At 45.4% G+C, this 21604-nt stretch carries 18 protein-coding genes and 1 CRISPR repeat array (1 of these 19 only partly in view); of the genes, 7 read left to right on the forward strand and 11 right to left on the reverse strand.

Annotation, left to right across the window (positions count from 1 at the left end; translation table 11 throughout):
- Window positions 1-114 precede the first annotated feature (114 nt).
- The 3 genes from B9A32_RS10385 (at window position 115) to B9A32_RS10400 (ending at window position 6178) form a co-directional block, all read left to right on the forward strand.
- Entirely contained in the window at window positions 115-1305 is a 1191-nt protein-coding gene (locus B9A32_RS10385) for an efflux RND transporter periplasmic adaptor subunit (protein WP_084069161.1), read from the forward strand.
- Window positions 1302-4346 (forward strand): efflux RND transporter permease subunit, encoded by a 3045-nt coding sequence (locus tag B9A32_RS10390; RefSeq protein ID WP_084069163.1) that lies wholly within the window; start codon window positions 1302-1304, stop codon window positions 4344-4346. Before B9A32_RS10385 ends, B9A32_RS10390 begins: the two co-directional genes overlap by 4 nt.
- A gap of 482 nt (window positions 4347-4828) precedes the next feature.
- Complete coding sequence (locus tag B9A32_RS10400; RefSeq protein ID WP_084069166.1) at window positions 4829-6178, forward strand: TolC family protein; 1350 nt, start codon at window positions 4829-4831, stop codon at window positions 6176-6178.
- 91 nt (window positions 6179-6269) lie between these two features.
- Here B9A32_RS10400 and B9A32_RS10405 read toward each other — a convergent pair whose 3' ends face one another.
- From B9A32_RS10405 to B9A32_RS10425, 5 genes are all read right to left on the reverse strand, one after another.
- Entirely contained in the window at window positions 6270-6869 is a 600-nt protein-coding gene (locus tag B9A32_RS10405) for a response regulator (RefSeq protein WP_084069167.1), read from the reverse strand.
- A gap of 70 nt (window positions 6870-6939) precedes the next feature.
- A complete protein-coding gene (locus B9A32_RS10410) occupies window positions 6940-10002 on the reverse strand; it encodes a response regulator (protein WP_084069169.1) in 3063 nt (1020 codons plus the stop codon).
- Window positions 9986-10819 carry a substrate-binding periplasmic protein gene (locus tag B9A32_RS10415; RefSeq protein ID WP_170923789.1) on the reverse strand — a complete coding sequence of 278 codons (834 nt, stop codon included), beginning with the start codon at window positions 10817-10819 and terminating at the stop codon, window positions 9986-9988. Before B9A32_RS10415 ends, B9A32_RS10410 begins: the two co-directional genes overlap by 17 nt.
- Window positions 10820-11127: 308 nt before the next feature.
- Window positions 11128-11397, reverse strand: a complete 270-nt coding sequence (locus B9A32_RS10420; RefSeq protein WP_139795788.1) for a BrnA antitoxin family protein — start codon at window positions 11395-11397, stop codon at window positions 11128-11130.
- Window positions 11390-11698 (reverse strand): BrnT family toxin, encoded by a 309-nt coding sequence (locus B9A32_RS10425; protein WP_084069175.1) that lies wholly within the window; start codon window positions 11696-11698, stop codon window positions 11390-11392. The genes B9A32_RS10420 and B9A32_RS10425 overlap by 8 nt, the downstream gene beginning before the upstream one ends.
- A 250-nt stretch (window positions 11699-11948) precedes the next feature.
- On the opposite strand from B9A32_RS10425, the gene B9A32_RS10430 reads away from it, so the two are divergent.
- Window positions 11949-13001, forward strand: coding sequence for a helix-turn-helix domain-containing protein (locus B9A32_RS10430; protein ID WP_084069176.1), 1053 nt, complete (start codon window positions 11949-11951; stop codon window positions 12999-13001).
- Window positions 12998-13492 (forward strand): PIN domain-containing protein, encoded by a 495-nt coding sequence (locus B9A32_RS10435; protein ID WP_084069178.1) that lies wholly within the window; start codon window positions 12998-13000, stop codon window positions 13490-13492. Before B9A32_RS10430 ends, B9A32_RS10435 begins: the two co-directional genes overlap by 4 nt.
- A gap of 358 nt (window positions 13493-13850) precedes the next feature.
- Here B9A32_RS10435 and B9A32_RS10440 read toward each other — a convergent pair whose 3' ends face one another.
- From B9A32_RS10440 to B9A32_RS10450, 3 genes are all read right to left on the reverse strand, one after another.
- Complete coding sequence (locus B9A32_RS10440) at window positions 13851-14135, reverse strand: hypothetical protein (protein ID WP_170923790.1); 285 nt, start codon at window positions 14133-14135, stop codon at window positions 13851-13853.
- A gap of 192 nt (window positions 14136-14327) precedes the next feature.
- A complete protein-coding gene (locus B9A32_RS10445) occupies window positions 14328-15140 on the reverse strand; it encodes a hypothetical protein (RefSeq protein WP_084069182.1) in 813 nt (270 codons plus the stop codon).
- 91 nt (window positions 15141-15231) lie between these two features.
- Complete coding sequence (locus B9A32_RS10450) at window positions 15232-15648, reverse strand: zinc ribbon domain-containing protein (protein WP_084069184.1); 417 nt, start codon at window positions 15646-15648, stop codon at window positions 15232-15234.
- 215 nt (window positions 15649-15863) lie between these two features.
- Between B9A32_RS10450 and B9A32_RS10455 the strand changes: the two genes are divergently transcribed.
- Together B9A32_RS10455 and B9A32_RS10460 are read left to right on the forward strand one after the other, a co-directional pair.
- A complete protein-coding gene (locus B9A32_RS10455; RefSeq protein WP_084069186.1) occupies window positions 15864-16460 on the forward strand; it encodes a GDSL-type esterase/lipase family protein in 597 nt (198 codons plus the stop codon).
- Window positions 16461-16844: 384 nt separating this feature from the next.
- On the forward strand, window positions 16845-17150 hold the full coding sequence (locus B9A32_RS10460; RefSeq protein ID WP_170923791.1) for a M48 family metallopeptidase: 306 nt from the start codon (window positions 16845-16847) through the stop codon (window positions 17148-17150).
- Window positions 17151-17319: 169 nt separating this feature from the next.
- Here the strand turns inward: B9A32_RS10460 and B9A32_RS10465 are convergent, their stop codons facing one another.
- The 3 genes from B9A32_RS10465 to B9A32_RS10475 all read right to left on the reverse strand — a co-directional run bounded on the left by B9A32_RS10465 (window position 17320) and on the right by B9A32_RS10475 (window position 19106).
- A complete protein-coding gene (locus tag B9A32_RS10465; RefSeq protein WP_084069190.1) occupies window positions 17320-18048 on the reverse strand; it encodes a Rossmann-like domain-containing protein in 729 nt (242 codons plus the stop codon).
- Between the two features lie 91 nt (window positions 18049-18139).
- Window positions 18140-18613: a transposase gene (locus tag B9A32_RS10470; RefSeq protein WP_170923792.1), complete on the reverse strand. Its 474-nt coding sequence runs from the start codon at window positions 18611-18613 to the stop codon at window positions 18140-18142.
- Window positions 18579-19106, reverse strand: a complete 528-nt coding sequence (locus tag B9A32_RS10475) for a transposase family protein (protein WP_084069193.1) — start codon at window positions 19104-19106, stop codon at window positions 18579-18581. Before B9A32_RS10475 ends, B9A32_RS10470 begins: the two co-directional genes overlap by 35 nt.
- 151 nt (window positions 19107-19257) lie before the next feature.
- Window positions 19258-21604: direct repeats of the CRISPR family, unit length 37 nt; unit sequence GTTTCAATCCTTGTTGTCGTGGATCAAGGTCTGACGG (it continues 5531 nt past the right edge of the window).

A 21604-nucleotide genomic window follows, 5' to 3' on the forward strand; every position in this document is an offset into this window, starting at 1 on the left:
TGATGGGTCCCGTGACTGCCCTTGGCAGAACCGTGGGGGCCATAATACCATTTTCAATATTTGTTGTGTCCCCCAGGACATGACCAGGATAAGAACCCCATCAAGGAAAATCTCATGAAAAAAACAATATTTATTCTGAGCACCCTGGCAATTGTCATGCTTGCCTCGGGGGTGGCCTTTACCCAGAAAATTAAAAAAAATGCATCCGGGGAGCCCACAGGCATTTCCCAGGTAACACCGAACTCGGTACCACAGATATCCCATAGCGTTATCCTGGAAAAACTCACCATGATCCAGATGGAAAACAGCAAACAATATCCCGGAACCGTAAAGGCGTGTAAAGAAACCCGCCTGGCTTTTCGGGTGGGGGGGCCTTTGATAAAAGTTAATGTCAAAGCCGGGGACCGGGTAAAAAAGGGGGAGATCCTCATGCAGATTGACCCCCGGGATTTTAAGGATAAAATCGGTGTACTGAATGCACAGCTGGGCGGTGCCCTGGCCCGTCTGGATAATGCCCGCCAGGATTTTCGTCGCATGAAACAGCTCTTTGATGAAAAGGTGATTCCCCAGGCGGATTTTGACCGTGTGACAACGGGCAAAGACACGGCAGCATCCGGGGTAAAAGCCATCCGGGCTCAATTGAACATTGCCCGGCATCACCTGGAATACACCACCTTAAAGGCCCCTTACAACGGCATCATTACCCAGACCCACATTGAAAATTTTGAAATGGTGGCACCGGGCCGGGTGATGGTGGGGCTCCATGATATTTCAAACCTGGAAATCAACATCAATGTGCCGGAAAACGAAATCATCAACCATCCCCTGGAATCGGGCAAAAAGGCCTGGGTGAGATTTCCCTCCCTGGGTCAACAACAGTTTTCCGTAACTTTAAAGGAATGGAATACCACAGCGGACAGAGCCACCCGCAGCTATGGCACCACCTTTACCCTGCCCCGGCCCCGGGGGATTCAGATTTTCCCCGGCATGACCGCAGAAATTCAATGGCCGGGAAGCAAGGATCAAAATCAAACCCTCACCATTCCCTCCAAGGCCGTTGTCAATGACAGCACAGGCACCGCCCATGTGTGGAGATTTGACCCCAAAACCGCCATGGCCGCTAAAACCCCTGTGATGCTGGGAGCCCTTTACGGCAGCTCACGGGTGGTGGTTAAATCAGGATTGATGCCCGGTGATCTCATTGTCACCGACGGGATGGATTTCATCACCGATACAATGAAACTTTCCCCCACCCTTGCCAACACCGGCACCGCCCGGACAAGTTCACAGGAGCGCATTCAATGAACTTTGCCGCATTTGCCCTGCGAAAACAGACCCTCATGGTGGTGCTGACCATCATGGTTGCAGGTATGGGACTCATCTCCTTTGAAAAACTGGGACGCCTGGAAGACCCCACGTTTACCATTAAAACAGCATTAATCATCACCCCCTACCCCGGGGCAAGCCCCCTTGAGGTGGAAGAAGAGGTCACCCAGACCATTGAAGAGGCCATCAAGGCCATGGGCCAGGTCAAAGAGATCTACAGCACCTCAAAGGAAGGATTGTCCTTTGTGTATGTGGACATGAAAGACACCTACACAGCCCCGGAACTGCCCCAGATCTGGGATGAACTTCGCAGAAAAATCAATGATGTGCAAAGTGCCCTTCCCCCGGGGGCCGGCCCCTCCATTGTCCGGGATGACTTTGGGGACGTATACGGCGCATTTTTTGCCATCAGCGGAGACGGCTGTTCCCAGGCCCAGCTCCGGGATTATGCCCAGTTTCTGAAAAAAGAGCTGCTGTTATGTAAAGATGTGGCTAAGATTGATTTCTGGGGCATTCAAAAGGAGGCTGTTTACATTGAATTTGAACGGGCCAGAATGGCAGAACTTGGCATTTCCCGGGATCTGATTTACAGAACCCTTCATCTTCAAAATGTGGTGCAGCAAAGCGGCCATGTGGATGTGGACACCGAATACATGCGCATCACCCCCACGGGTGAGTTCAAAGATGAATCTGCCATTGCAGATCTTCTGGTGGGGGGCCCCACCGGCTTGATCCGCCTGGGGGACATTGCCACTATTTACCGGGACTACATGGACCCGCCCCGGAACCTGATGCGTTTCAACGGCAAACCTGCCATTGGTCTTGGCATATCCACCGTGGCCCGGGGTAACGTGATCACCATGGGGGACTCGGTTGCTGAAAAACTTAATCAATTAAAAAGCAAGCAGCCCCCCGGCATGTCCCTGGATATTATCTATTACCAGAGCCGGGTGGTTACGGCATCGGTGAATGCCTTTTTAACGAACCTGGCCGAAGCCGTGGCCATTGTCATTGGCCTTTTAATGTTGTTCATGGGATGGCAAAGCGGGTTTCTCATCGGCATCACTCTGATTTTAACCATCCTTGCCACCTTGATCGGCATGTTCGTCATGGGCATTGATCTTCAAAAAATTTCTCTGGGTGCCCTGATTCTGGCGTTGGGTATGCTGGTGGACAATGCCATTGTGGTGGCCGACGGCATCCTGGTGCGGGTCCAGGGGGGAAGCCGCAGACGGGCCGCTGCCATTGATGTGGTCCATGACAATGCCTGGCCCCTTTTGGGCGCCACCCTTGTGGCAATTCTTGCCTTTACGGCCATTGGGTTTTCTCCGGGCAACGTGGGGGAATTTTGTCGCTCACTGTTTGATGTCATGGCCCTGTCCCTTTCCATCAGCTGGATTGTGGCCGTCACGGTTACGCCACTGCTTTGCATCTGGTTTTTAAAGGTGCCCGGAGAGTTTGACCACAAAAAGCCCCATGACGGCCCCATTTTTCGTATATACCGCACCCTGCTCAGGACCACCATCCGCTTCAGGTTTGTGACAGTGTTCATCACACTTATAATCCTGGCAGGTGCCATGATGGGATTTTCCCGCATTCCCCAGGCCTTTTTTTCTCCGTCCACCCAGAAATATTTCTTTATCAATTATTGGAAACCCCAGGGCACCCATATCCAGCACACCTCCCAAGACATGAAAAAAATTGAGGCCACCGTTTCCCGGATGCCAGGCGTTAAAAATATAACATCATTTGTGGGGGAAGGGGCCATGCGCTTTATTCTCTCCTATGATTATCAGGTGCCCAATTCAAGCTATGGGCAACTGGTGGTGGAGGTGGACGACTGCCTTCTCATTGATGATTTAATCCAAAAGACAGAAACCTATTTAAATGCCAATTTTCCCGATGCCGAACCCCACTGCCTGAAAGTGATCTCCGGACCTCCCATTACCTATCTTGTGGAGGCCCAGTTCCGGGGACCGGACATTGCGGTTCTCCAACACATGGCAGCCCAGGCCATGGAGATCATGCATGACACCCCCAACACCCGGGATATCAGAACGGACTGGCGCCAGCAGGTACGGGTAATTCGTCCGGAATTTTCCGAGTCCCAGGCCCGGCGCATCGGGGTCTCCCGCAGTGATCTTTCCCAGGCCCTGCAATGGAATTTTGGGGGTGTCATCACCGGGGTTTACCGGGAAAAGGATGAACTGATTCCCATCATCACCCGCCCCCCCCGGCAGGAACGAAACTCCGTGGACAACCTTAAAAATGTCCAGGTATGGTCTTCCCTTGGTCAATCCTTTGTGCCCATTGGCCAGGCCATCACAGATGTACGGCAGGAGTGGGAATGGCCCCTGATTAAACGTCAAGATCAGCAGCGGGCCGTCACTGTAAAGTGCAATCCTGTTCAAGGCAATGCAGAGCCTTTACGCAGCGCCATGAAAGAACGCATGGCCGCCATTGAGCTGCCTGCGGGATATACCATGACCTGGAAAGGTGAATTCAAGGAATCCAATGACGGCAGGGAGCCCTTGAAAAAAATATTTCCCCTGTGCATTCTTGGCATGTTCATCACCGTGGTGGGGCTTTTTAACTCCATCCGTCGGCCGTTGATCATCTTTCTCACGGTTCCCCTTTCCATCATCGGCATTGTCGCAGGCCTTATTCTGGTGGGCCTTCCCTTTGGCTTCATGGCCATCCTGGGATTTCTTGGGCTTTCTGGCATGCTCATTAAAAATGCCATTGTGCTGGTGGAACAGATTGAAATCTGCCTGCGATCGGGCATGGCACCTTTTGCGGCCATTCTTGATGCTGCCATGAGTCGCATGCGGCCGGTGTTCATGGCATCGGGCACCACCATTCTGGGCATGGCTCCCCTGGTCTATGATCCCATGTTTTCTGCCATGGCTGTGACCATCATGGGCGGGCTTTTGATCTCCACCATATTGACCTTGATTATTGTGCCGGTGTTTTACAGCATTGCCTATAATATTAAATGGAAACCTGACCGAAATGCTTAAAACAACCCAGGAGTGATGCCGCATTGGTTGGATGGCTATACGGGTATGGCCTGTGGGACACACCGGATGTAGGGTCGTAGACGTGGAGCCAAATGGTATTATACCGCCGCCCCCCCGATGGGCAATGGGCCCGGACCGGAACTGTAGACAGCTCAATTGTCCGGTTCCTATTACCCATCGGGGGGGCGGCTCTGCTGGGGTTGCCTTGGAGGTTCTATTTTCTAATAAAACCCACATGGCAGTAAGCACCGGCCACAACGAAGATAGAAAATGGCTGTATGCCGCCCCCGGGGAGGGGTAATGGAAGCGACCCGGAACTGTTAGACAGCCCAATTGTTCTCTTCCATTACCCCTCCCCGGGGGCTCTGCTGAGGTAACCTTGGAGGCTATCTTTTCATATAAAAAAAAAGCTACAATACAAAATGGAGGCGGTAATTCTTTCCATGGGCTGAAAAACCCAAGGGTTCTTTGCCGAATTTTTTATGAAATATAATATACTGATTACGATAATTTTTATTTTCCAGGCAGCCTTGGCCCAGGCCGGGGGCACCCCATCCGCAGACCCTTTACAGCTTCCCCAGGGAAAATTGACCCTGGAGCGGGCCTGCGAAATCACCCTGAAAAACAATCCCGGCATGGCACAGGCAAAGGAGCGCATTAAAAGGGCAAAGGCTGTGCTTCGTCAGGCAAACTCCGCATGGAAACCCACCATCACCGGCAGTGCCGGAGCCATTGCCATCCAGGCCACAGATCAACCGGACTGGATGCAGACCGTACGGGTGGATGAAGCCTTTAATGAATATTCTGCCGGTATTCAAATGGTATGGCTGCTGTTTGACGGATTTTCCCGGGAGGCCAATATTCTGGCCTCCCGCCATGCCATTGAACAATCAAAACAAGGGCTTCATGAGGTTCAAAGGCTTCTGATAAAGGCAGTATCCGCCACCTTTTACCAGGCCCGGCTGGCCCTGGAAAAAATGACCATTGCCCGGCAAAATCAGCAATTCAATGAAGTCCTGGAAAAGGATGCCCGGATAAAATGGCGGGTGGGAACGGCCCCGGAGGCCGAAGTGATGAACTTTTCGGTGAGGGCCCTCCAGGCCCGGAGTGATTATCTGGCGGCCCAAAGGGATTTTAAACTCACCTGCACGGCCCTTGCCCGCCTGATGGCCCTACCCCAAAAAAGGCTTATAACAGCAAAGATGTTTCCTGAAACAAAGGCCCAGGTCATTGAGAAACATACACAAACCTATGAAAAAGCATTGGAACAGGCCATGGTTTCCCGGCCGGATTTAAAGGCCGTGGATGCAGGAATCATGGCGTTAAAAGAAAAACTCCGGGCGGAAAAGGGGAGTTATTTTCCCAAGGTCTATTTTGTGTCCGGTTTAAATTACCTATACCAGCAGGACAAGGTGTTGGTGGATGAAGAGGAGCATAACACCTATGCCGGGGTGAATTTAAAATGGGATCTTTACACCGGGGGAAGACGCCAGGGAAAGGTGGAAGCTCTGGCCGCTGATCTCAGGGGGCTTGAAGAAAAACGGCGGGAAATCCTCCTTACCGTGGATGCGGAAATACAGCAGGCCCTGGACGTGGCTGATACCGCTTACAATACATGGAAAAACCAGGAACAGACAAGGACCCTCACCGAAAAGGTCAGAAAACATGTGGAAAAAGCCTACCGGGCCGGTGTGGCCACCCTCACCCGTCTCAATGAGGCCCAGACCGATCTTGTGCGGGCATCGGGGGCTGCGGCTGCCAGCCGGATTCTTTATCGCATTGCCCTGGTTGATTTGAATGCGGCTGTGGGGGGTGTGCCCTTGAAAAGGTAAGGTTACAGATCATGCGCGTCCGGTGAAACGCTTGGTGTGCAATTTTTTTCTTAATGCTCGTTTTTTGGTTACCTTAGTGTACCCCAAGCTATCAGTCAGAAAAATCGAAATCAGGATAATATTTTTGAGCACATTCCGGGCAAATCCCATGACTGAATTCTGCATCGGAATGATTATGAATATACGCTTCGATCTGATTCCAATATCCCTTGTCATCACGAATTTTTTTACAATGTGAGCAAATCGGCAAAAAGCCACTCAATGTCTTGACCTTGGACAACGCTTTTTTCAGATCCGCCATGGTATGATGCAATTTGATGTGCAGATCCACCCTGGCCTTTACCATTGGCGGATTCAGTGGTTTTTGTATAAAATCCACAGCACCTGCTTGAAATCCCTTTGCAGCATCCTCTATTTCACTGATCGCTGTTACAAAAATAACGGGAATATTTTTTGTTTTTTCATTGGCTTTAACTCTTTCACAAACCTCATATCCGTCCATACCGGGCATCATGATATCAAGCAAAATCAAATCCGGCAGTATATCTCCCTGTAGCTTTTTAAGGGCCTGTTCGCCGTCCTTGGCAGGAATAAAGCGGTAATTGTCGCCCAGAGTTTCCATGAGTGTATGCAAATTTGCCGGGACATCGTCCACAATAAGCAAGGTTGGTTTTATGGGGTCTGTTTCCATCAGTTGATTTCCTTTTTCAACCCGTCGGTAATAAGTTCTCCTGTCATTTGGTCAGGTCAATTATGAGAACTCAGGACTCTTGGGTTTTTAATTTAAGAATTAATTTTGTTATATAATTTAACGCGTTGTCATCTTCAAAATCATCCATCATTTGGCATATTCTTTCCATGTCCGCCTGGAACGGGGTGCCTGAAAGAAGACTTAAAAGACTCTTGATTTTCTCCATGGCCCTGGCGTAATCGGTTCCGACCTCCTTTTTGACGTCAATTAAAATGGCCTGGACGTTTTTCATTTTAATCGTGCCTTCCTGCCTGTTTTCACCCGTGGATGCACAAACCGTTCTCCATTGGTTTGCCAAAGGGGTAAGGCCCAAGACAATTTCTTTGAACTGACGCTGATAATCCAACCATTTGTCGGGGTCAACGGCACCGGCCAGGGCAGCCTTTTCTAATTCACTTGCCGCATCAGACAGGCCGTTTAAGCCCAGATTTCCGGCCACCCCCGCCATGGAATGGGCTTCGCTTCGTAACCTATCCATATCCGAAGCAGCAAAGGCAGATTCCATCTTTCCATTGATATCGCTCCGATTATGATAAAACTTCATCAGCATACGCCAATATCCATCCGGGTTATCCCTGAATCGACTGAGCCCACCTTTAATATCAATGCCCGGAACAGGCTCAGTTAAAAAATCCGATTCTGCTGTTTTTTTAACTCTCAAAGGTGATTGTGGCAGTTGTCGTTTTTGGGGAACAATCCACTTCACAAGGGTTGAAAACAGCACCCGGGGATCAATGGGTTTGGAGATAAAATCGTCCATGCCTTTGGCCAGGCAGCGCTCCCGGTGTTTTTTCATGGCATGGGCCGTCATGGCGATAATGGGAACTTGACGGACAAGTGGAGACAATTTTCGGATTTCCCCGGTGGCGGTATAACCGTCCATTTCCATCATTTGGACGTCCATAAGTACGGCATCGAATTGATGAGATTCACCCCTGTTTATTATGGTTTCAAGGGCTAATTTTCCATTCTCAACCGGGGTTACAAAAAATTGTTCATGTTCCAGCAGTTCCACAGCGATCTGCCGGTTGATTTCATTATCTTCCACAAGAAGAATATGAGCCCCCCGAATCATGTCCAGACCCTCCACTGTAAGGCCCTTCATCTCCTTCGTATTCCGGGGAACTGAAAGCTCTTTTTGGACATGTTCATGCCGCCCAAAGCATGCCGTAAAGCTGAAAGTGCTTCCCCGGCCCAATTGACTGGTCACCGAAATTTCACCATCCATCATTTCCACAAGTTTTTTGCTGATGCTCAGGCCCAGTCCTGTGCCCCCGTATTTTCGGGTGGTGGACATGTCTGCCTGGGTAAAGGAGTGAAAAAGCGCCTGGGTCTGTTCAGGATTCAAGCCGATGCCGGTGTCTATGATGTTGAACTGCAGCGTTGTTTTCCCATACAAGTCCCTGTGTTCCGGTAGCACACCTGAAATTTTTTTCATATCTCCCCGGCATCGCACCTGAACAATGATCTGACCCTTTTCAGTGAATTTAACTGCATTCCCGGTGAGATTGATCAAAATCTGTCTCAACCGCAAAGGATCTCCCACAAGTCCCCGGGGGACATCTTCAGCAATGTCAAAAATGACATCCAATCTTTTTTTCCGGGCTTCCCAAAGGATAAGATGGGATAATTCGTTAAATGTATCCTCCAGATTAAATTCAATGGACTCCATTTCCATATGCCCGGCTTCGATCTTGGAAAAGTCCAGGATGTCGTTAATAACTATGAGCAGGGCCCGGCTTGAAGATTTTATTTTGGAAATGTAATCCCTTTGCCTGGTGGACAGGGATGTTCGCAGGGCCAGGTCAGACATGCCCATAATGGCGTTCATGGGCGTTCGAATCTCATGGCTCATATTGGCCAGGAACTCACTTTTGGCCTGGTTGGCCATTTCAGCGGCTTCTCGCTTTTTATGGGCGGCTTCGTTTGCCTTGCGTTCTGAAATATCCACAAGGGAACCTTCAAAAACAGGATGCCGCCCTACCCGGTCATGCACGCTATGGGCAGATAACATTGCCCAGAAGATATCCCCGCCTTTTCGGTAAATCTGCGCCTCAAACCCGTTGACCCTGCCCTTTTTCTTTAATAATGCATAAAAGTCATCAAAGACCCGGGGGGTAACAAACATATGCCGGGTGATGCCCTTGACTGTGCATAACAGATCATCAATGGAAAAACAGCCCATTAACTTTACCAAAGCAGGATTGGCATCCATAAATTGACCCTGCTCATCCACTTGGAAAATACCTTCCATGGCATTTTCAAAAATACTCCGATATTTGTTCTCACTTTTTTGTAATGCATGGGTACGTTGTTGTACCAGATCTTCCAGGTTCTCATTAATGGTTTTCAACTCAAAATTGGCATCTTCCAGGGCACGGGTTTTATCATTTACCTGGATCACCATGCCGTTATATGCCTCAATTACCTGACCTAATTCATCCATGGAGGAAACAGGTACAGTTCCATTGGCCCGGTCCCCCTGAAAATTCCGGATATACCACAAAAGATTTTTCAACGGCATCCCAACGGTTTGTCTGTACGCAAAAACAACACCGGCAATCACCGCCATGATAAGCAACAAAATCAATGCACAATCCCTAAGAATGGATGGAATCATTGCCTTTAGAATACTGGCTTCCTCCGTACAGACAATCAGGGTGCCAAGCCTTGTCTTATCGGGATCTAAGTAGTGAAGAATGGGCATTTCCAGCAAACAGAGATCATCAGGAAAAGCATTGTCCCTTGATAAACCAAGTTGAAATGATCGGTCTGAGCCGGAGACATTGACTGAAATGCCGGAAAGAAAGGGATGTTTAATCATTCCCTTTAAATAGATTTCAAGCTCTTCATAACGCATGCTCCACAGCATATCTCCAATGGCAAAGGACTGGGCTGCGGCATAATCTTCTACGGCCTTTATTCTTTGTTGCTTTTTTTCCTGAAAAGAAAAAACGGTGGTTAGCACCATAAAAACAAAAGCGATGATAAACACAGAGGGCAGGACGGCCAACAGAAATTTTGTCTGTATATTTTTTACATTCTTCAACATGAAATCAACAATCTCTTCCACAGGGAAGATATTTTTTCATGATTTTTTCAATCACCCCTCTCTCAACCAGGTTAATGACTGCCTGATTGATTTTGCTTAGAAGCTCAAGGGCTCTTGGAGATTCCTTTGATATATAAATCGGGAATCCCCCACTTTTAGCACCGGGAAGCCGTTGAAATGTGACTTCCTCAAAAAGAATATCCTCGCCGGTATATTTATATCCAATGGGCACCGCCGCATTGACCAATAAAATATCCCCCCGGCCTGCTCTGAGCATTTCAAAGGCTGTTTTTAAATCCCTGGCGCTTTTATCAATACCGCCAATGCCTATGAATTCATCTTTATCACAATAGTGGTAGTCGCTGTAACTATAGCCGTGAACCCCCAGAACTTTATATTTTTTAAGATCATCGGCCTTTTTGATATTCGGTCCGTCAGGAAACTGTTTTTTGGAGTACCAGTAACTGGCTGTTGTAAAATATATGGGAGATGTCATCCAATAGTCTTTTGCACGGCTTTCGTTCCATGATCCATTGAATATTTCAAATTTTCCGTTTTTGCCGTAATCTTTTACTTCCTGTAGGCAGCGTTTCCAGGGGCACAGGGTCAACTTGAATGTAAATCCGGTTTCCCTGGATAGTGCATCCAGCACATCAATAAAGGCTCCCTGGGGTATTTTTTCTCCATTTTTTTCAACCAGGAAAAGATAAGGCGGCCACAGTGCTTCATCATCGCAGACATTTACAATTAAATCGGTTTCAGTGTTTTGGTCAGCAAATGCGCTGTGATAACAGCAGAACAGAGACAAAGCGATTATCCAAAATATTGATTTTTTCATTTTAATTTCCTTTTGGACTTGAGAGCGGGGCATTTTAAGCTCGCTTTGATACTAAAAATAAATTATTGCGTTAAAAGACGGGAGGGAACAACGGCTGCCGGAAGATTTTTTGAGGTTGAACCAAGTGACGTATTTAAATTTTTACTGGATAAAATGGATTATCCGGCACGACCGGGAAATTGTAAAAATCAGTTGCTTAGAGGTTGGTGGGCGACGTTAGCACCAACCCCGGTAGGTGTATCTGAACTTACTCAGTCCAGTTATCCTCTAATAACCACAATAAGCAAAGCCTGACCCCACTGATGCGGTTAGTGTGCACCAAGCTCTTTTTCTATGCGCTCAGCAAGAAAGATTTTTAAAAGCGATTGATATGGAACATCTCTCTTGTTTGCTAAAAGTTTGAGTTCCTCAATCATAGTTTCCGGAAGTCGAAGAGATATTTTTTTTACTGAAGGCTTGAGATTGGAGAATATTATTTTTTCAGCTTTATCCCAGTTAACGTAGTCTGTAGAATCATGCGTTGCCCAAAACTCTCTTTCTTCATCTTCGTTCTTAAATTTTGGTATTTTTTTACTCATTAGCATACACCTCTCTTTCTTTTCGACTCATGTCTCGCGCTGAAATGACGCGAACACGGTTGTTTCTAACAGTAAAGGCGATGAACAGGGTTCTTTTTGAGTCTGTTCTTCCAAGTGCATAAAATATTTTTTCTTCCTCTGAATGTTTTATGTCATCTTGGATTACAAGCGGTCTGTTAAAAAATATCTGCTCGCATTCTGCAGGGCTAACTTTATGTTTCAGCCAATTTTTATTTATATTGCCATCATCCCAATCAAAACCATTACATTGTTTCAATATTTCAATGTATATCTTATCCATGTCTTAAGTATATATTCAGGATGCACAATTTTCAAGTTAAAATATTTATTATGAGGCCTAATGCCGAATTGAGGAGTGAGTCTTATGGTTTGTCTGCTCCAAGATCAAAAGAATGTCGTAGGCCACGTTTACCGGGCCAGCTTTGCCAAGATGATTTAAAACGCTTGGTGTGCATTTTTTTCGAGGCTCAAACACTTAGTTGACAAAATGGCATAAAACTTGATATTTTGTCAACCAGGAGGTGATAATCATGATCAATGAATTCGGCAGACGACTATACTCTGCAAGAAAAATGGCAGGTTTGAGTATGGCGGCCTTGGCAGAAAAATCCGGGGCTGTGGTAAGCAAGCAGGCCATCAGCAAATATGAGAAAGGGCAGATAAATCCCGGCAGTGAGGTTCTTATAGCCCTGGCTAAGACCCTGGACGTCAAAGTGGATTACTTTTTTAAACCATCACAAATAGCCATTGCCGGTCTGGAGTTCAGAAAAAGATCCAAATTGACCAAAAAGGCAGAAGAGCAGATCAAATACAAAACGCTGGATTTCCTCCAGAAATATTTGGAAGTAGAAGAGATTCTCAATATCCGGACCCCTTATGTGAATCCTGTAAGCCAACCTCTAATAAAAACTCAAGCCGACATTGAAGCGGCGGCACAGGAGATACGTGAAAAATGGAAATTGGGGCAAGGGCCGATTCCCCATCTGATTGAACTTCTTGAAAACAAAGGGTTCAAGGTGTTTGAAGTCTGTGATTTTGAGCATTTTGACGGTCTGTCCGGTTTTGTATCGGAAATTGATCTTCCGGTGGTAGCGGTTTATAAAAACAGCAACTTGGTTCGAAAACGGTTCACAGTGGCCCATGAGCTGGGACATCTGCTTCTGAATTTTTCTCAAGCTGAGGGTCAGAATGTAGAAAAACTCTGCCACTCCTTTGCCGGTGCCCTGCTGCTGCCCGAGGCGGTCATGCGCAAGGAACTGGGGCAAAAGCGATCCAAGATCACCCTGTGGGAACTAAAAAAATTAAAAGGGGTTTTCGGAATTTCAATCCAGGCCATCATGGCCAGGGCCAGGAGCCTTTCCATCATCTCGGCCACCACCTATAAGTCTTTCTGTATCTATGCCAGAAAAAAAGGATGGCACAAGGACGAGCCCGGGGAATACCGAGGCAGGGAGGTGGCCAATCGTTTCAAGCAAATAGTGTACCATGGGACTGCCGAAGAAATTATCAGTTTCAGTAAAGCTGCAGGCTTTTTAAATAAATCTGTTTCTCAATTGGATCAAGAGGTAAAATTTATCGTATGATTGTCTTGGTAAATGATGCCAATATTTTTATCGACCTTTTGAAAATTGACCTGATAGACCTTTTCTTTAAGCTGCCATGCGAGTTTCACGTCACGGACCTGGTTTTGGCCGAAATTCATGAGGCCAATGTTGCGAAGCTGGTTGTATATATTGATGATGGCACGCTGCATAAAAAAACATTTACCTTTGAAGAATTGATGCAAATTCAATCTCTTGAGTCAAAATATAAAGCCCTTTCGGTACCAGACTGTTCATGTCTGTTTCAGGCTAAAATTTTATCCGGACGGCTTTTAACCGGAGACGCCCCTTTGCGAAAATATGCATCAAAGGATAAAATTCCTGTTCACGGAATCCTATGGATTTTTGATCAACTCTTGGAACATAATATTATTACACCGCATCATGCACATGACAAATTGACAGATTTGATTAACCGAAATGCACGGTTACCAAAAGCCGAATGCCGGAAAAGGCTAAATAAATGGAAATAACAACCCAATGATCCCGTCTGTACTCACCTTAAACGTTGAGCAAGGTATTAAAGAATTTTACTGCTCTCTCCGCTCTGCCTCCCCCTAATCCGTTATAATCAACAAAATTGGCATCTTTCAGGGCACGTGTTTTATCATTTATCTGGATATCACCATGCCATTATATGCCTCAATTAGCGGCCCTAATTCATCCATGGAGGTAACAGGCACAGTTCCATTAACTTGGTGAAAATTCAGGGCATACTCCCGGGTAAATATATAGACCAAAATCGAAAGCAAAACAGATCTGACTCCACCCAGGATTGCCCCATGTTGCGATCAGGCCTTTTCTATTTCACGGCACCTGACATCTTTGGGTCTACTTGCCGGACAATGCCCCGACAGCTGCCGTGCAGATGGCCACAGCAGATTCGGCATTGTTGGCTGAGAATTCCTGACCATCCTTGATAAAAACGGCAGACCACTGGGTCTCGTTCAGGCTTTTGGGACAAAGGTCTTTCAGCCGAAAGGAAAATCCTTTGGCTTCCAGTACTTCAGATAGTTGCAACGCTGAGTGAATGTCATGGGCCACGTTTGCCGGGACGGCTTTGCCAAGGTGATGTTTAAGCTGTTTTTCCAGTATTTCGGGTATGGAATCGGACATTGTATTCTCCAATATGGTGGTTTTGGGTTCATGTATGAAGCATGGATATCCATGCATGGTGGATATTCAAACACTGGAGGCTGTCCGGGTCAATGCTTTTAAAAATTTTATTGAATCAGAATTCGAATGGGATGTAAATCAAAGGCAAAACCGGAGTACCATTTAAGAGCGCCCCCCAAAAATGACAATAAACTACCCGCAAATCAATACAACCATTGTTATTTCTTTTTCTGTTCCCATCAATGGCAACGGCAATAAATTCCAGATAATACCAACGTCCTCTTTAACAGGCAAAACCTCTAAAAGTGATGTGCAATGGTTAAACATATACGGAATATTATTGTCATAAAAACATACTAAAACAGTTCCTGAGTATTCAATGATTTCTCCTGGTAATTGTTTTTGAATCTGTTTTTCCGCGCTATTTATGATTTCTGATTTGGAGAGAGTTGGCTCCATGGGAATGGTTATAACCCCCAAATGTCCACGCCCTTTTTTGCGTAAAAAACACCGCATTTCATCAAATTTGAGATTTATTACTCCATGCAAGGCAGGCATCATGGTTATTGATACCATTGCGGTGAGATTACGAAGCAAGGATTCATCATCGTCTAAAAACACATATAGATCGGTTGCATGGACCAACCGCTGATAATCTTTAACACCAAAAAAATTATCCTTTCCGATCACAATACCGACGCGTAAACAATCATCCCAATATTCGGAAATTAATGAATCATAAATGTTTTCTTTTATAAAATTATCTTCAACAGATACAATGAAAAATAAAACATCCATGCCATAGTAAATTATACCCCGAGACTCACAAAAATTATTTCCTTTTTTATCCTCCAGAGTTTCAATAAAATGCCAGATTAGAGAATATGCGTTGTTTTCTGTCAATTGCCTTACGGCAGGATGATGGATGGCTTTTTGCCCCAATATTATTCCCTTTCCATCGGCTTTTTGATAGTCATCGTTAGTTTCTACAAAACAAAAACTCATTTATTCTCCTGAAAACTTATTGCTGCAATGACGGGTATTCTTCATTCCTGCTTTACATCTTCATAAGGTGATACCCATTTAAATTAATGCATCAAAAGGGCAGCATGGCAATCATTTCCGAAAGACTTTTTACAAGTTGTCCCCGGCCTTGATTGATATATATACCCATCTGGGCGATAAAAGAATAGGCAATTGCAAATTGTGCCAGTGCGAAGACGGCCAAGGTAAACTGACTGATGCTGAAAATACCGATGCCAAATTGAGACAGGGTAAAAACACCGCAGGCAAATTGGCCAATGGCAAAAATCCCCTTTGCCGGTACAGGCATTTTATTGGGTCTGAACTTAAATGAGATGTGAAGCAGAGGCAAACCCAGCAGAGTTGCCCTTGATTTATACTCAAACCCCCAGCCGTCCCATTTATCATGAGAAGGATAAGGCGCCCCACACTGGGGACACATTAGGGCCTGGTCTGAAATAGTGTGTTGACATTCTCTGCAAGGTTTCATAGATCTCCTGTCAAATTAAGCAATGACAGCTCAATTGGCCGGTTCCTATTGCCCCTGGGGGGGGGCTCTGCTGAGGTTGGCCGGAAGTTCTGTTTTCTAATAACCGCCACAGGCGAGCCGTGTTCTGATCTCGTTGTGCCCATAACAAAACATGAAAGATTGTCATATTTATCTACCCTTTCATATAAAAAAACTCAACAGCATTGGAGAAATTCATGAAAATAATATGTCATGGCGACAGCCTCACCCAAGGGGCAGATCTTGAAAAAATGTATACTTGGACCTCATTTCTGGAACGAAATTTCAGGGTTCCAGTGTTAAATCATGGAATCGGTGGAGACACCACAGCAGGGATGTTAAGCCGATTTTCCCATGAGGTGATTCAGCAGCAACCGTCCCTGGTGATTCTCATGGGCGGCACCAATGATTTATGGTGGGATCTGGAAATAAATTTGATTCAGGCCAACCTGTCAGCCATGGTTTCCCAGGCCAAGTACCATGAAATTGCCCCGGTAATAGGACTTCCCTTGCCCATCTGTATTGAAAAGGTTGAAAAACAGGATTGGGAACCGCCGGCCAAAGGATATGAACATCTGTCCACCCAGATACACAAACTGGTAGAAGCCTTGAAAGCCGCAGCCGTGCAATGGGAGATACCGATATTGGATTTTAACCGTCCATTTTTAGATGATGAAAATACAGTAAAAAACGATTTATTTCTGGACGACGGCGTCCATGCAGCAAAGGAAGGACACCGGATCATGGGCCTTTATGCAGCCACGCGTTTAAGGGAATTGTTTCTTTTCGCCTAAATACGTATGCAACACCTCAACCCGGTCGGTCATTACTTCGATGTTCTTCAGTAATAAAAGGAATTTAAAAATTCGGTTCTTCTGATCGTTCAACCAAATAAATTCCCTATAAAATCAATTGGAAGGTTCGAGTTATTTAATGCTGCCCTGCCAACAATGTATCAATATTCTATTGGTCCGACCATTATAAGACGTTCTGCTATTTCAGACACAAACCACCTATTTTATTCCTTGACAAAGTAATTTTTGTTTTTAATTATGCAATATTTTTATGTTTATTTTTTTTAAAAGGATTTGACTTACATTTAAAACCAAAATAGGTATAAAAATACTCACTGAGTCACAGCTTAAAAAAAGAATGGATGTGTAAATGGAATGAAGGTGATGGGCTTTGCGATTCTTGCCATGATCGGTGATATTGTAGGCTCATCGGAATTTTTTCTGGGATTGCCGGTGTTTCTGACTCAAATGGCATACTCCAGAGGTTTTGAGCGTGAAGCAGATGACTATGCCTTGCAACGGCTCCGGCAAAAGAGCATCCCCACCGAGCACTTCGTCCGACTCATGGAACGGATAGATCAGAAAATGGCAAAGATAGCCAATACGTCGAATAAAAAATGGTTGAATTATCTGTCAAGCCATCCCGATACAAAAAGACGGCTTGAAGCATTCCGGAACGAAACCAGATGATTTATCAGACAACAAGAAAGGAAAACAGATCGTGCGAACTCAACACTCCGAAATAGAACACTTTTTCAAACAAAGCATAAGGGAATCACAGGTTGATTGGCCGGTTCTTGTTACCCCTCGAGGGGGCTCTGCTGAGGTTGCCCGGAAGTTTTGTTTTCCAATAAAAAAATTACGAACGGATCATTTCAGGGCTTAAACAATTTTTACCGCCAAATTTTAAGAATTGTTTGGTTCCACCGTTGTTTTCAATGACATCCAGCACCCGGGAGTCATTTTTTTCAAAGGTGGCACCAAAAATCATTTTGATATTTTTATACTGTAGCATTTCCGGCAACATAATGGATGAGGGCCCCAGCATATAGATACGGCATCCTTCCGGGGTGGCATTAACTATGTCAAGGAAGGTATCAGAAAATACAGAAGTGGAGGTGAGGATCACCACATCTGCTTGTTGTAAAGTATTCTTCTGATCTTCCATGTCCGTCAGCCGATGATCTGTTTTGATCATATCAAAAATTGTAAGAGGTATTTTGGCTTTTTCAAATTTCTTTACAATGGGCTTGAACAACCCTACCATGACAATATTCTTTTCTTTGCTAAAGTCCAATATATCCCAGATATCATCTTCCTTGGACTCAAACCCATGGTAATTATGGCAGGCATTGAGATAAGCTGTATAAATGATACGATGAGAAATTTGTGAAAGGTCCGGAGAAGCAATTTTTAAATCTGGAATAACCGCTGTAACATCGTTGCCAAAATTAGCGCAAACTCCGATGTGGCCGTTTGTTAGAATAACTGCTGTGTATTTGTTACCGGAAACGATGTTCTTAATGGCCTGGCAATCATAGCCATACAAGTTTATGAACTGTGAGAGTGGTTCTTTTTTAAGTGTCATTTAGTTCTCCTTTTTAATTTCAGCTTGGGATGGGGACAAATATAATTAATATAAATTTCTGGCTCTCCGAGCTTTTCCGTGGTTGACAATATCATTGTTTTGTGACTATGAGCTCCGCCCCTAAAGTATCTAATAAAATCCGTTGCCTCAGGTGCTTAATGTTGAAAATTCCATAGTATCTCCGTTTGACAACTTCGATTTTATTGTTAAAACCCTTCACAAAACCACTGTTGCAACGGTTGTTAAAATAATTTTCAATCTGGGCCTGGAATGAATTTAGAGTTTTCAAAAAGGTATCATAACAATTCAAATCGTTTTGCATTACCTTCTCTTCCAATTCCTTAAAGGCTGCGATGGCCTCCTGTTTTGTATAGGACTTTTCAAAAATGTCAGTCATGGCATTTTTGAGTTGATAGGCTTCTTTCAAATCCGGACTATACCCAAATGCTATTTTGAAAATGCCTTTTTCTGTTTCCGTTAGTTTGTCAGGGTTCTTTCTAAGGGAGTCAGATCTTATTGATTTACCATTTTCAAAACTCAGACCACCATATCTTATGAATGGCATATTGGATAAACGGTAAATTGAAAACTGCTGAGTCCCTAAAAGCCCATAATAACCCTTTAAGCTGTTTGTAATCATCCACAGCCCAGCTCTTTTTTGATTCTATATGCTTTTCTCCTAATCTTTCCTTCAAACAGACATCTTTGATGTTACTGTTTATCAAAAATTGCAATACATGGTCTTGATATGTTTTTGTATAGGATTTTCCAGGAGCACGCCATGGAAACCTTTCCGTTGTTGTTGGCTCATTGTCACAATCTAAGCATTGATAACGGCGTGGCCGAATTTTTAGATACACTTCTCTTCCAAGAATCGGTAAATGTCGGATCATAATCCATTGATCATATCCTCTGAAGTGGCGAATTTTTTTTCCGCATTTTCGGCAAACTCCACTTTTTTTTGTGCTGCGGAGTTCAATGACATAATCCCCGTTATTGTCACGAGAAACACTCAAAATTTCAACATCTGGAAGTTCTAAATCCAACTCAATCCCCATAAGCCCTCCGTTTATAATTGAGTTGCAAAATATAAGCAAAGTATTATCCGTGAACAGTACTCAAATTACAATCCCGGAAATTATCGGAGAGCCAAATTTCTTGGCAGCATTCATTGGTCGAAAAAATGAGAATGCGTCTTAACCAGCTCATGTTTCAATCCTTGTTGTTATGGATCAAGGTTTGACGGAATTTAACACCTCAAACAATTATTAGCAACCGCTCGTTTTAATCCTTATTGTGGTGGATCAAGGTCTGACGGCGGACCCGGATGCATAGACACAGCCGCCCTCTGTCGTGGTTTCAATCCTTGTTGTCGTGGATCAAGGTCTGACGGGCCAGCAGTTTTTTGCGTGTGGTGATGCCGTTGTTGTTTCAATCCTTGTTGTCGTGGATCAAGGTCTGACGGCCACTTATACCTCCACCAGTTTGATGGCATTAATCCGGGTTTCAATCCTTGTTGTCGTGGATCAAGGTCTGACGGGGAGCCACAATGGAAGCCATGCACTCGCAGTCAATGGTTTCAATCCTTGTTGTCGTGGATCAAGGTCTGACGGGCTTCAATCTGCTTTTGGAGGTTTTTAATGTATCAGGGTTTCAATCCTTGTTGTCGTGGATCAAGGTCTGACGGGTCATCAGCAAACACAAAAGCCTTAAGTTGGCAAAGTTTCAATCCTTGTTGTCGTGGATCAAGGTCTGACGGGTGATACCCAGGCCAGGGCCACCACTCTGAGCGTAATGTTTCAATCCTTGTTGTCGTGGATCAAGGTCTGACGGATAGAAAAACAGTTGGACACCATGAAAGACGGCATGGAGTTTCAATCCTTGTTGTCGTGGATCAAGGTCTGACGGTGTGATATCTGATTTCAGGATCAAGCCGTCGTCATTGTTTCAATCCTTGTTGTCGTGGATCAAGGTCTGACGGAACAGCATTCATTCCCTGAACAACGGCCCACTCAAGTTTCAATCCTTGTTGTCGTGGATCAAGGTCTGACGGCACGCAAATAACGAAATAACAATGTCTGATTTCTTAAGTTTCAATCCTTGTTGTCGTGGATCAAGGTCTGACGGATCACCGCCCCCGGCTGTTGCGGCCGCATTCCAAGGGTTTCAATCCTTGTTGTCGTGGATCAAGGTCTGACGGAGTATCTGTACCTGTCTGCTCCCAGTCATAGCCGTGTTTCAATCCTTGTTGTCGTGGATCAAGGTCTGACGGCCAAAACCGAATGCGTTATTTCGGATTCCCCATGTGAGTTTCAATCCTTGTTGTCGTGGATCAAGGTCTGACGGTTGGATGTTTGCAGCGGTGGGCAGGTGTTCTTGAAAAAGTTTCAATCCTTGTTGTCGTGGATCAAGGTCTGACGGGATCCTCATTTAAGCTGGCTTGTGCCTGCCGAAACATGTTTCAATCCTTGTTGTCGTGGATCAAGGTCTGACGGAACACAAGACGAACCAGCGACATGGTCTATCTATGGTTTCAATCCTTGTTGTCGTGGATCAAGGTCTGACGGAAAATACCATAGGTGCAAGTTTTAGAGCGCATCGAGGTTTCAATCCTTGTTGTCGTGGATCAAGGTCTGACGGATTGTGCCGTTGGGCCTGGCTGTAATCTCATCTGTAGTTTCAATCCTTGTTGTCGTGGATCAAGGTCTGACGGGGAATATGGAAAAATAGGGCATTATTCAAATACCCTGTGTTTCAATCCTTGTTGTCGTGGATCAAGGTCTGACGGGATTTAATGATTTCCCGGAAACCTTCATTCCGTTCTTGTTTCAATCCTTGTTGTCGTGGATCAAGGTCTGACGGTATCTGATTCGGAACCGGAAAATCTTGACCCGACAGAGTTTCAATCCTTGTTGTCGTGGATCAAGGTCTGACGGATGGAAAACTTACCGGGAAAAGCAATAAATACAAGCAGTTTCAATCCTTGTTGTCGTGGATCAAGGTCTGACGGAATCAATATGTGCCTTGCTGTGATCCGGGAAAAAATGTTTCAATCCTTGTTGTCGTGGATCAAGGTCTGACGGTTATGTTCAGATCGCCTGATACGTCTGCTGCGTTAGTTTCAATCCTTGTTGTCGTGGATCAAGGTCTGACGGGGATGGGCCGGTGAAGGGAAGTTTTGGGCATTGAAGTTTCAATCCTTGTTGTCGTGGATCAAGGTCTGACGGGTTAATGTGATTGATTGATTGTTCTCACCCTCATCGTTTCAATCCTTGTTGTCGTGGATCAAGGTCTGACGGTTATTTTCATGCCATTATCATACATGATGAGGCCAGTTTCAATCCTTGTTGTCGTGGATCAAGGTCTGACGGGATGTTGAACATCATGGACGAATATATCAAGTTTGTTTCAATCCTTGTTGTCGTGGATCAAGGTCTGACGGCCGAACCATCCCATGCAGAGTTTGCAACCCTGATTTTAGTTTCAATCCTTGTTGTCGTGGATCAAGGTCTGACGGACCTTGTCCCGTCTGCAAGCTTGCCCCAGCCAGCCTGTT

Source organism: Desulfocicer vacuolatum DSM 3385, assembly GCF_900176365.1.
GTDB lineage: Bacteria > Desulfobacterota > Desulfobacteria > Desulfobacterales > Desulfobacteraceae > Desulfocicer > Desulfocicer vacuolatum.

Bases quoted from the DNA above. Each gene is read 5' to 3' on its own strand.
- B9A32_RS10475 (WP_084069193.1), bottom strand. From the start codon at position 19,106: ATGGGGATTGAGTTGGATTTAGAACTTCCAGATGTTGAAATTTTGAGT.
- B9A32_RS10425 (WP_084069175.1), bottom strand. From the start codon at position 11,698: ATGGATAAGATATACATTGAAATATTGAAACAATGTAATGGTTTTGAT.
- B9A32_RS10430 (WP_084069176.1), top strand. From the start codon at position 11,949: ATGATCAATGAATTCGGCAGACGACTATACTCTGCAAGAAAAATGGCA.
- B9A32_RS10400 (WP_084069166.1), top strand. From the start codon at position 4,829: ATGAAATATAATATACTGATTACGATAATTTTTATTTTCCAGGCAGCC.
- B9A32_RS10445 (WP_084069182.1), bottom strand. From the start codon at position 15,140: ATGAGTTTTTGTTTTGTAGAAACTAACGATGACTATCAAAAAGCCGAT.
- B9A32_RS10405 (WP_084069167.1), bottom strand. From the start codon at position 6,869: ATGGAAACAGACCCCATAAAACCAACCTTGCTTATTGTGGACGATGTC.
- B9A32_RS10465 (WP_084069190.1), bottom strand. From the start codon at position 18,048: ATGACACTTAAAAAAGAACCACTCTCACAGTTCATAAACTTGTATGGC.
- B9A32_RS10390 (WP_084069163.1), top strand. From the start codon at position 1,302: ATGAACTTTGCCGCATTTGCCCTGCGAAAACAGACCCTCATGGTGGTG.
- B9A32_RS10460 (WP_170923791.1), top strand. From the start codon at position 16,845: ATGGGCTTTGCGATTCTTGCCATGATCGGTGATATTGTAGGCTCATCG.
- B9A32_RS10440 (WP_170923790.1), bottom strand. From the start codon at position 14,135: ATGTCCGATTCCATACCCGAAATACTGGAAAAACAGCTTAAACATCAC.
- B9A32_RS10470 (WP_170923792.1), bottom strand. From the start codon at position 18,613: ATGCCATTCATAAGATATGGTGGTCTGAGTTTTGAAAATGGTAAATCA.
- B9A32_RS10435 (WP_084069178.1), top strand. From the start codon at position 12,998: ATGATTGTCTTGGTAAATGATGCCAATATTTTTATCGACCTTTTGAAA.
- B9A32_RS10415 (WP_170923789.1), bottom strand. From the start codon at position 10,819: ATGAAAAAATCAATATTTTGGATAATCGCTTTGTCTCTGTTCTGCTGT.
- B9A32_RS10420 (WP_139795788.1), bottom strand. From the start codon at position 11,397: ATGAGTAAAAAAATACCAAAATTTAAGAACGAAGATGAAGAAAGAGAG.
- B9A32_RS10455 (WP_084069186.1), top strand. From the start codon at position 15,864: ATGAAAATAATATGTCATGGCGACAGCCTCACCCAAGGGGCAGATCTT.
- B9A32_RS10385 (WP_084069161.1), top strand. From the start codon at position 115: ATGAAAAAAACAATATTTATTCTGAGCACCCTGGCAATTGTCATGCTT.
- B9A32_RS10450 (WP_084069184.1), bottom strand. From the start codon at position 15,648: ATGAAACCTTGCAGAGAATGTCAACACACTATTTCAGACCAGGCCCTA.